Consider the following 10,296-nt stretch of genomic DNA (forward strand, 5'->3'; position numbering starts at 1 on the left):
GCCGCTTCGCGCCCCAGCGCGGGGCAAGCCCGCTCACCACAACCACAACCACACCAGCCAGATCCACCCCCTCTAGAGGAAGACTCAACCCCATGGCTGAACTCACCAGTCGCGAACGCCTGCAACCGTCGTTGCTCGATCGCCTGAGCGATGACGACACCGAGCACACCGTGGAACCACGGGACAAGCGCGTGCTGTCCATGCGCGGGTTGCGCCAGGCGGTGTTGCGTGACCTGGGGTGGCTGCTCAACAGCACCAGCCTGGGCAGTTTTCGCGACCTGAGCGCGCATCCATTGGCGATGCAGTCGGTGGTCAATTTTGGTCTGCCGGATCTTGCCGGCAAGACCGCCGCCGGTTTGAACCGAGAAGCGCTGGGGCGGCGCATCCGCCAGGCGATCTGGGATTTCGAACCGCGGATTTTACGCAGCAGTGTGCGAGTGGTGCCGGTCGCACCCTCGGGCGCAACGGCCAGCCCTAATCAGATGGCCTTTGAAATTCATGGCGAACTCTGGGGCCAGCCGTTGCCCGAGCGCCTGTACCTGAAGACCGAACTCGACCTGGAAGCAGGCGAAGCCAGGGTCTTCGATATCGAGACAAGGGACGTGCGGTGAACGCCAAACTGCTGCGCTACTACGAACGTGAACTGGCGCACCTGCGGGAAGTCGGCGGTGAATTCGCCCGTGACTACCCCAAGGTCGCCGCACGCCTGGGCCTGGAAACCTACGCCTGCGCCGACCCCTATGTGGAACGGTTGCTGGAGGGGTTCAGCTTTCTGGCGGCGCGGGTGCAGTTGAAGATCGACGCCGAGTTTCCGCGCTTCACCAACCACCTGCTGGAGCTGGTCTACCCGCAATACCTGGCGCCGACGCCGTCGATGGCGGTGGTGCAGTTACAGCCGGACATGAGTGAAGGCGCGCTGGCCGCCGGGTTCAAGGTGCCGCGTGGCACCGCGTTGCACAGCCAGTTGGGCAAGGGCGACCAGACCGCCTGCGAGTTCCGCACGGCCCATGAGGTGACGTTGTGGCCGGTGGAACTGGTCGAGGCGCGCTACTTTGCCTGCGGTGCCCAGGTGGCCGGCGTTGACCTGTCGCGCCTCGGCGGGGTCAAGGCAGCCCTGCGCCTGCGCCTCAAAGCCGGTGCTGGCCTGACCGTCAGCGAGCTGGCCCTCGACAACTTGCCGCTGCATATCCGTGGCGGCGAAGCCATGCCGTCGCGCATCCTCGAACACCTGCTGGCCCAGGCCGCCGGCGTACTGGTGATGCCGGTGCAGGAGCATGTGGACTGGCACCAGTTCCTGCCCAAAAGCGCGATTCGCAGCCTTGGTTACAGCGACAGCGAAGCCTTGCTGCCGACCGGCCCGCGTTCGTTCCAGGGTTATCGGCTGCTGCAGGAATACTTCGCCATGCCCCAGCGCTTCATGTTCGCCGAGGTGGCGGGGCTGGCCAACAGTGTGAGCCGCTGCAGCGCCGAACAGTTGGACGTGATCGTGCTGTTCAAGAAGCTCGACCCGGTGCTGGAGCAAAGCCTCAGCGCCGCCAATTTCGGCTTGCATTGCACCCCCGCGATCAATCTGTTCCCGATGCGCGCCGAGCGCGTGCACCTGTCGGACCAGCAATCGGAATACCACGTCATCCCCGACCGCACGCGGCCCATGGATTACGAGATCTACCAGATCGAAGACGTGACCGGCTATGGCAGTGGCGCCGAGGCCCGCCAGACGTTCGAGTCGTTCTACCGCGCCAATGACTTGCACGCGCGCACGCCACCGAAGGCGTATTACCAGGTGCGCCGCGATACGCGGGTGCTGTCCGAACAACAGCGCCGCCAAGGCCCGCGCTCCAGCTACATCGGCAGTGAGTTGTTCGTGTCCCTGGTGGACGCTCAGGAAGCCCCGCACCGCAGTGATTTGCGCCAGTTGGGCATCGACACGCTGTGCAGTAACCGCGACCTGGTGTTGAGCATGCCGGTGGGCAGTGGCCGCACCGACTTCAACGTCGAGTCCGGCGCGCCCGTGCAGGCGGTGCGTTGTGTGGCCGGGCCCACCGTGCCGGCGCCATCCTTCGCCGAAGGCGAAACGGCGTGGCGCCTGGTCAGCCATTTGTCGCTCAACTACCTGTCGCTGCTGGACCAGGACAAAGAGCAGGGTGCCAGCGCGTTGCGCGACCTGCTGCGCCTGTATTGCCGCATCGAAGACGAGGCCGCCCACAAGCAGATCGACGGCCTGCGCTCGGTAACGGCCGAAAGCATCGTGCGACGCCTGCCGTTGCCGGGGCCGATCACTTATGGCCGTGGCTTGCAGGTCAGCGTGACGCTGGATGAAGCTGCCTTCGAAGGCGCGGGCGTCTTCGTGCTGGGCTCGGTGCTGGAGCAGTTCTTTGCCAAGTACGTGTCGCTCAATTCATTCACGGAAACGCTGATCAAAAGCACCACCCGGGGTGTGATCATGCAGTGGCCGGCGCGGGTGGGCAGATGCGAGATCCTCTGACCCTGCTCGGCGCCCTCGAGGCGCACCCGGCGCGCTTCGATTTCTATGGAGCGTTGCGCCAACTGGAGTGCGCGTTCCCGCACTTGCCGCGTATCGGCCAGGCCGCGCGCCCGGCGGATGAAGCGGTGCGCTTTGGTCAGCAGCCATCGCTGGCGTTCGAACCGGCAATGATCGCCGCGCTCACGCCGGGCGCGACACCGAAGCTGTTGCTGAATTTCTTCGGCCTGATGGGCGCCAATGGGCCGCTGCCGATTCATCTCACCGAATACATTCGCGACCGCCAGCGCAACCACAACGACCCGACGCTCACGGCGTTTTGCGATGTGTTCCATCACCGCCTGATCAGCCTGTTCTACCGTGCCTGGGCCAGCGCCCAGCCGACGGTCAGCCTGGACCGGCCGGGGGCCGATCGTTTTGCTCACTACCTGGGGTCATTGATCGGCATCGGCCAAGCGTCGTTGCTGGGGCGCAACACGGTGCCGGATGTGGCCAAGCTGCACTTCGCCGGGCGCCTGGGCCCGCAACCCCGCAATGCCGAGGGGTTGGCGGCGTTGCTGAGCGACTACCTCGGCGTACCGGTGCAGGTCGAGCAGTTCGTCGGCCATTGGATGACATTACCCAGCGACGGCCTGTGCGCGCTGCGCAGCGGTCCCGACGCCGCCGCGCTCGGCCAGACCACGGTGATGGGCAGGAAAATCTGGAACACCCAGCACAAGTTCCGCCTGCTGATCGGCCCGCTGGACCTGGCGCAAACCCGTCGCTTGCTGCCCGGTGGCGACAGCCTGCAGCGCGTGCAGGACTGGGTGCGCCAATACGTCGGCCTGGCGATGGACTGGGACGTCAACCTGATCGTCAAGAAAGAACAACTGCCTGGCTTGCGCCTCGGTTCCGCGCCCCTCGGCTGGACCAGTTGGCTCAGCAGCAAGACCCCCGAGCAGGATGATCGGCAGTTGCTGATCAACCCGCGCATCTCTTACCTCTCTCAAGGACCTGCCCATGGCTGATATCAGTCGCGTCGCGCTTTTCGGCAAACTCAACAGCCTGTGCTACCGGGCGATTGAAAGCAGTACCGTGTTCTGCAAGATGCGCGGCAATCCTTACGTGGAACTGGTGCACTGGTTGCAGCAGATCCTGCAATTGACCGACTCGGACCTGCTGCGGTTGATCCGTCATTACGGCATCGACCCGGCGGTGCTGGCTCGCGACCTGACCGCCGCCCTCGACCGCTTGCCCCGCGGCTCGACGTCAGTCACCGATTTGTCCTCGCAGGTTGAAGAAGCGGTAGAACGCGCCTGGGTCTACGCCACCCTGATGCTCGGCGACTCCCAGGTGCGCTCGGGCCATTTGCTGCTGGCACTGCTGAAAACCCCGGGCCTGCGCAACGGCTTGTACGGCGTCTCCCGCGAATTCAACAAAGTCGGTATCGATGACTTCAGCGAACAGTTTGGCGTCTTGCTCAAGGACTCTCCCGAGGCGCACATGGCTGCGAGCGACGGCTATCAGGCGCCCGGCGAAGACCTCGGCGCGGTGGCCTCGGCAACGCCCCGGGAGGCGTTGAAGCGCTTCACCGTCGACCTCACCGAGCAGGCGCGCAACGGCACGATGGACCCCATCGTCGGCCGCGATGAAGAGATCCGCCAGGTGATCGACATCCTGATGCGTCGGCGCCAGAACAACCCGATCCTGGTGGGCGAGGCGGGCGTCGGCAAGACTGCCGTGGTGGAGGGATTTGCCCAGCGCATCGCCCGTGGAGATGTGCCGCCAGGTTTGAAAGACGTGCAGTTGCTCGCCCTCGATGTGGGCCTGTTGCAGGCCGGCGCCAGCATGAAGGGCGAGTTCGAACAGCGCCTGCGCTCGGTGATCGACGACGTACAGGCGAGCGTCAAGCCGGTGGTGCTGTTTATCGACGAGACCCACACCCTGGTGGGGGCGGGCGGTGCTGCCGGTACGGGCGACGCGGCCAACCTGCTCAAGCCGGCGCTGGCCCGTGGCACCTTGCGCACGGTGGGCGCGACCACCTTTGCCGAATACAAAAGACACATCGAGAAAGACCCGGCGCTGACCCGGCGTTTCCAGACAGTGCACGTGGATGAACCGGATGAAGCCCGGGCCTTGCTGATGCTGCGCGGTATCGCCGAGACCATGCAGAACCACCACCAGGTGCATATCCTCGATTCGGCGCTGGAAGCGGCGGTGCGGTTGTCCAACCGCTACATCCCGGCGCGGCAACTGCCGGACAAGGCCGTCAGCCTGATCGACACGGCCTGCGCCCGCGTTGCTGTCAGCCTGCACGCTACGCCGGCCGAGGTGGATGACAGCCGGCGACGTATCGAGTCCCTGGAAACCGAGCTGGCAATCATCGAACGCGAGACCGCCATCGGCGTGGAAACCGCCAGCCGTCGCGCCGCGGTCGACGCCTTGCTGGCCAGTGAGCGCGCGCGTCTGGATGAGGTGGAAGGGCGCTGGGACAACGAGCTGGCGCTGGTGGAGCAGATCCAGCGCCTGCGCAGCCAACTGGCGGAGTCCGATGAGCGTGATGCTGGCCTGGCCGAGTTGCGCCAGTTGCAGGACGAACTGGTCGCGCAGCAGGGTGAGCATCCGCTGGTGCTGATCAGCGTCGACGAACAGGCCGTGGCCTCGGTGGTGCAGGACTGGACGGGCATTCCCGTGGGCCGCATGGTCAAGAATGAAATCGAAAACGTCCTGCGCCTGGCCGACCGCCTGGGCCAGCGCATCATCGGCCAGGACCACGCGCTGGAGATGATCGCACGACGTATCCAGACCTCCCGCGCCGGCCTCGACAACCCTGGCAAACCGGTGGGCGTGTTCATGCTCGCCGGCACCTCCGGGGTGGGCAAGACCGAGACCGCGCTGGCCCTCGCGGAGTCGCTGTACGGCGGCGAGCAGAATGTCATCACCCTCAACATGAGCGAGTACCAGGAAGCCCATTCCGTCTCCACCCTCAAGGGGGCGCCACCCGGTTACGTGGGCTATGGCGAAGGTGGTGTGCTGACCGAGGCGGTGCGGCGCAAACCCTACAGCGTGGTACTGCTGGACGAGGTAGAGAAGGCCCACCCGGATGTGCACGAGTTGTTCTTCCAGGTGTTCGACAAGGGTTGGATGGAAGACGGTGAAGGCCGGGTCATCGACTTCAAGAACACCCTGATCCTGCTCACCACCAACGCCGGCACGCCGCTGATCAGCCGCCTGTGCCGCCACCCGCAGACGATGCCCTCGCCGGACGTGATCGCCAAGGCCCTGCGCGAACCGCTGCTGGAAGTGTTCCCGCCGGCCTTGCTCGGGCGCCTGGTGGTGATCCCGTATTACCCCCTGAGCGACGCCATGCTCGGCCGCATCATCCGTCTGCAACTGGGGCGTATCGAGAAGCGCATCGCCGACGGCCACAAGCTCCCGTTCACCTACAGCGAAGAGGTCGTGCAACTGATCGCCAGCCGTTGCACCGAGCTGGAAAGCGGCGGGCGGATGATCGACGCGATTCTGACCAATTCGGTCTTGCCGGCCATCAGCAGCGAATTTCTCAACCGTCTGTTGCGCGCCGAGCCGTTGCGGCAGGTGGACATCGGCGTCCACCAAGGCGAGTTCAGTTACCGGTACGACTAAGCCGATGTTCCCGATTTCTCCATTAATCAGCCTGAAGGAAATAAGCCCATGCCCGCTGCACGAAACTACGGTCTTACTGAAGTCGACAATATTCTGATGGCCAGCGAAGGTCGCTTGAGCCCGGTCAGCCTGCAGCCTGGGCATGCGATGAACCTGCATGTGAATGCACGGGGCGAGCAGATCTCCGACCGGCTGATGCGCACCGGTGCATCCAGCTCCCATGGTCGCGGTTTTATCGTCGGTGCCAACGGTGAAATTGCCAACGAGAACCAGACCAAAAGGTCTTGGGAGAACTTCGACAACCTTGCCTCGGTTTCTACCGGGGTCACCCCCACGGCACAACAGCGCAATGCGACCTATCGCCAGAACGCGGGCTCGAGTGTGTCCACATCGGGGGCGTTCGCCGATCGCCAGGATGCGGTGCAGGTGGCCCAGACCTTGCTCAACTCGGCGGTTGGCCAGGCGGAGCTGGCCAAATTGGACAACGGCACCGAGCGGCGCGTGGCGATCACACTGCCGATCCCCGCGCTGGCCCACGGGGCGCCGGCCACCATGTACGTGGCACGGCGCGCGGCCAACCTGCCGGGCGCTGATATCACCAGCCTCACCAACGTGACGTCGGCGACCATGATCGTGGATATGCAGTTGAACAATCAGATCCATATCCAGACGTTTTTCCCGGTCGCTTGAGCCATGGCGACTATTCAAGCTCACCGCGAAATCCAGCTCACCAGTGTGTTGGGTGCCGACGTCCTGCTGTTCCGGCGCATGCAGGCCCGTGAAGGCCTGTCCCAGCTCAGCGAATACCGGCTGGAGCTGTACAGCGAGCGCGCCGACCTGAATATCGACGACCTGCTGGCCACCCAGATGACCGTCGCGGTAGACCTGCCCCAGGGCGGGAGCCGCTACTTCAACGGGCATGTCAGCCACTTTGCGTTCACCGGCCGCCAGGGGCGCTACGCCACCTACACGGCGGTGCTGCGGCCGTGGCTGTGGTTCCTGACGTTGGGCAGTGACTGCCGGATTTTCCAGGAACTGAGCGTGCCGGAGATTCTCAAGCAGGTGTTCGCGCCCTACAGCATTGCCGATGTCGACACCTCGGGCCTGAGTGGCAGCTACAAGGCGCTGACCTACTGCGTGCAGTACCGCGAGAGCGATTTCAATTTTGTCAGCCGCCTGATGGAGCAGGAGGGCATCTACTACTACTTCAAGAGTGCGGCCGGGCGCCATACCCTGGTGCTGGCTGACACCTACGGTGCCCATTCGCCGGCACCGGGGTATGCCCAGGTGCGCTTCATACCGGCCGAAGACCATGCCATGCGCGAGAGCGAAGTGATCTATGACTGGCGCATGAGCGGCGAGGTGGAGCCGGGCGGCTATACCTTGCAGGACTTCGACTTCGAAAAGCCCGGCGCCAACCTGCTGGCCAAATCGACCCTGGCGGGCAGTTACCCGCAGTCGCGCCATGAGCGCTACGACTACCCCGGCAAATACACCGAGCGCAAACAGGGCGAAACCTACGCCCGCACGCTGATCGAAGCCTTGCACACCGGCACCCAGCGAGTCACCGGCGCCACGCGCGCACGGGGGCTGTTTCCGGGGGCCTTGATGACCTTGACCGAACACCCGCGCAGCGAACAGAACGCGCAGTTCCTGTTGCTGGAGGCGCGCTATCGGTTGTCGTCGGACACCTATGAACCGACACCGCCGGACCATCCCGAGCCGGTGCTGACCTGCGAATTCGTCGCGCTGTCGCGCCAGCAGCCATTCCGTGCGCCGTGTGTGTCGCGCAAGCCGCTGATGCACGGTCCGCAGACCGCCATGGTGGTGGGCAAGCAGGGCGAGGAGATCTGGACCGACAAGTACGGGCGGATCAAGGTGCAGTTCCACTGGGACCGCGAAGGCAAGCGCGATGAAAACAGCTCGTGCTGGGTTCGCGTCGCCCAAGGCTGGGCCGGCAAACGCTGGGGCGCGCTGTACACGCCGCGCATCGGCCAGGAGGTGGTGGTCAGCTTTCTCGAAGGCGACCCCGACCAGCCGCTGGTGACCGGCAGCGTCTACAACGCCGACACCATGCCGCCCTATGCACTGCCGGAAAACGCCATGCGCTCGACCCTCAAGAGCAACTCGTCCAAGGGCGGCGGTGGCTACAACGAGCTGCGTTTCGAAGACAAGAAGGGCGCGGAGCAGGTGTTCCTGCATGCGCAGAAAAACCTCGACCAGCGTGTGCTCAAGGACTCCCTGGACTGGGTCGGCGGCGACCGCCATTCCAGGGTCGACAACGACCTGCGCGAGAAAGTCGGCGGTGACCGGCATTCCTCGGTGGGCGGCAATCGCAACGAGAAAGCTGCCGGCGCCGTGTCGATGACGGCCGGCACCAACATGATCATCGACGGCAAGTTGAAGACGGGCGTGACCGCCGGCCTCGACGTGCACATCAAGGGTGGCATGAACGTAGTGATCGAAGCCGGGGCGACCATCACCCTGAAGGTCGGCACCACATTCCTCACCCTCACCCCGGCGATGATCCTCGCTTCGACCATTCCCATCCCATTGCCCCAGGCCGGCACCGCCGCGACGGCATTGGCGTTGTCGGCTGCCACCGGCCCGGCCGGCGTACCGCTGCCGCCCAAGGAGGCCGACGATGGCAAGTAACACTGACTGGAGCCCGCTATGAACCTGATCCTGCTGGTCAAAAGCTACCGCGACCAACCGATGCCCGGTGATGTCATCTGCCGCTTTACCGAGGTCGGGGGTTCCATCGGTCGCGGGCCGGACAATGACCTGACCCTGGACGATCCGGGCAAGTACATCTCACGGGTGCATGCGCGGATCGAATGGCGTGGGGCCGATTTCTACCTGACCGATACGGGCAGCAACCCCAGCCTGGTCAATGAGCGGCCGTTGGGCAATGGGCGCGAACGCTTGCTGGAGGAGGGCGATCGGCTGGTGATCGGTGATTACAGCCTGCATGTGCATCTGGAGCAACCGCTGCCGGCCGAGCCTGAAGACGATGCCCTGGCCACGTGCATCCTGCCGCCGTTGTTTGTGCCGCCACCGCCGCCCGTGGCCGCGCCGTTGCCGCCATTGGACGTGCCGGCGCCGCTCGTACGCGACCCGGAAGTGGTGGTGCCGGTGGTGCTGCATGATGACCTGGCCGGTGCCCGCATCCTAGAAGGCGGTTCGATGTTCGACGGGGCGCTGCCGCTGTCGGATCCGCTGGGGTTGAACCCGTCGCTGACGCCCGCGTTTCGCGGTACCGAGAGCGACCACGTGGCGCCGCAACTGCAGGCGTATAACCAGCCATTGTGGCAGGCGCAGCCGCAGGTGATTCCCGAGGATTACAACCCATTGCTCGGCCTGTCACCAGAACCCGCGGTTATGCCGGACCTGGATGTGGGAGCGGGCTTGCCCGCGAAGGAGGTTGACGATGACGCGTTCCTCCAGAAAATATCCGTCGCCCATGAGTCCTTCGCGAGCAAGCCCGCTCCCACATTGACCGCGTCCAACAACGACAACGATGTGCTCCAGGCCTTGCTTCAAGGCCTCGGCCTCCCGGACCTGCACACTTCGCGTCCGCCCACTGAACTCGCCCGCCTTATCGGCGAAATGCTCCGCGCCGCCACCACCGGCACCATGGACGTGCTCATGGCCCGCGCCCTGACCAAGCGCGAAAGCCATATCGACATGACCATGATCGGCGCCTATTCCAACAACCCGTTCAAGTTCTTCCCCGACGCCGACAGCGCCCTGACCCAGATGCTGGGGGGCGATTCGCCGGCCTATATGCGCCCGCTCAAGGCCATGAATGCCTCGTTCGAAGACCTCAAGGCCCATGAACTGGCGGTGATCGCTGGCATGCGCGCAGCCCTCGGCGCGGTGGTGCAGCGCTTCGATCCGGCACGGGTCGAGCAACGCCGCACCACCCACGGCGCGTTGGACAAGTGGATGCCGGCGCGGCGCAAGGCGCGGTTATGGGACCGGCTGGTGGAACGCTACGAAGACCTGGCCAAGGATGCCGACGAAGACCTGCAGCGCTTGTTTGGCGAGCTGTTCTCCAAGGCTTACGAGGAACAGGTGGCACGCATGAGGTCTTGAGTGCGGGTCTCTGTAGTGAGCGGGCTTGCCCCGCGCTGGGCTGCGAAGCGGCCCTAAAAAACAGGCGACCTCATTCGACTGCCCAGCGTATG

At 64.7% G+C, this 10,296-nt stretch carries 7 protein-coding genes; all 7 read left to right on the forward strand.

Translation table 11 applies throughout. The features are described from left to right. Positions 1-92: 92 nt before the first annotated feature. The 7 genes from tssE to tagH are packed head-to-tail and all read left to right on the forward strand — an operon-like array spanning position 93 to position 10,204. A complete protein-coding gene (gene tssE, locus BM70_RS0130170; protein ID WP_025859469.1) occupies positions 93-611 on the forward strand; it encodes a type VI secretion system baseplate subunit TssE in 519 nt (172 codons plus the stop codon). After that, entirely contained in the window at positions 608-2,485 is a 1,878-nt protein-coding gene (gene tssF / locus BM70_RS0130175) for a type VI secretion system baseplate subunit TssF (RefSeq protein ID WP_025859470.1), read from the forward strand. Before tssE ends, tssF begins: the two co-directional genes overlap by 4 nt. Beyond that, positions 2,470-3,489, forward strand: coding sequence for a type VI secretion system baseplate subunit TssG (gene tssG / locus BM70_RS0130180; RefSeq protein WP_043274441.1), 1,020 nt, complete (start codon positions 2,470-2,472; stop codon positions 3,487-3,489). Before tssF ends, tssG begins: the two co-directional genes overlap by 16 nt. Continuing rightward, the gene (tssH, locus tag BM70_RS0130185; RefSeq protein WP_025859472.1) at positions 3,482-6,106 is read left to right on the forward strand and encodes a type VI secretion system ATPase TssH; all 2,625 of its coding nucleotides are present in this window, start codon (positions 3,482-3,484) and stop codon (positions 6,104-6,106) included. Before tssG ends, tssH begins: the two co-directional genes overlap by 8 nt. 48 nt (positions 6,107-6,154) lie before the next feature. Then, positions 6,155-6,796 (forward strand): hypothetical protein, encoded by a 642-nt coding sequence (locus BM70_RS0130190; RefSeq protein ID WP_025859473.1) that lies wholly within the window; start codon positions 6,155-6,157, stop codon positions 6,794-6,796. A 3-nt stretch (positions 6,797-6,799) separates the two neighbouring features. After that, positions 6,800-8,761 carry a type VI secretion system Vgr family protein gene (locus BM70_RS0130195; protein WP_025859474.1) on the forward strand — a complete coding sequence of 654 codons (1,962 nt, stop codon included), beginning with the start codon at positions 6,800-6,802 and terminating at the stop codon, positions 8,759-8,761. 18 nt (positions 8,762-8,779) lie between these two features. Continuing rightward, positions 8,780-10,204 (forward strand): type VI secretion system-associated FHA domain protein TagH, encoded by a 1,425-nt coding sequence (gene tagH, locus BM70_RS0130200; protein WP_025859475.1) that lies wholly within the window; start codon positions 8,780-8,782, stop codon positions 10,202-10,204. Positions 10,205-10,296: the final 92 nt, after the last annotated feature.

Origin of the sequence: Pseudomonas sp. CHM02, assembly GCF_000612585.1 — a bacterium.
Taxonomy (GTDB): Bacteria; Pseudomonadota; Gammaproteobacteria; order Pseudomonadales; family Pseudomonadaceae; genus Aquipseudomonas.

What these genes read in the sequence shown, in the direction of transcription:
- tssE (WP_025859469.1), top strand. Translation starts at nt 93, where the DNA reads ATGGCTGAACTCACCAGTCGCGAACGCCTGCAACCGTCGTTGCTCGAT.
- tssG (WP_043274441.1), top strand. Translation starts at nt 2,470, where the DNA reads ATGCGAGATCCTCTGACCCTGCTCGGCGCCCTCGAGGCGCACCCGGCG.
- tssH (WP_025859472.1), top strand. Translation starts at nt 3,482, where the DNA reads ATGGCTGATATCAGTCGCGTCGCGCTTTTCGGCAAACTCAACAGCCTG.
- BM70_RS0130190 (WP_025859473.1), top strand. Translation starts at nt 6,155, where the DNA reads ATGCCCGCTGCACGAAACTACGGTCTTACTGAAGTCGACAATATTCTG.
- BM70_RS0130195 (WP_025859474.1), top strand. Translation starts at nt 6,800, where the DNA reads ATGGCGACTATTCAAGCTCACCGCGAAATCCAGCTCACCAGTGTGTTG.
- tagH (WP_025859475.1), top strand. Translation starts at nt 8,780, where the DNA reads ATGAACCTGATCCTGCTGGTCAAAAGCTACCGCGACCAACCGATGCCC.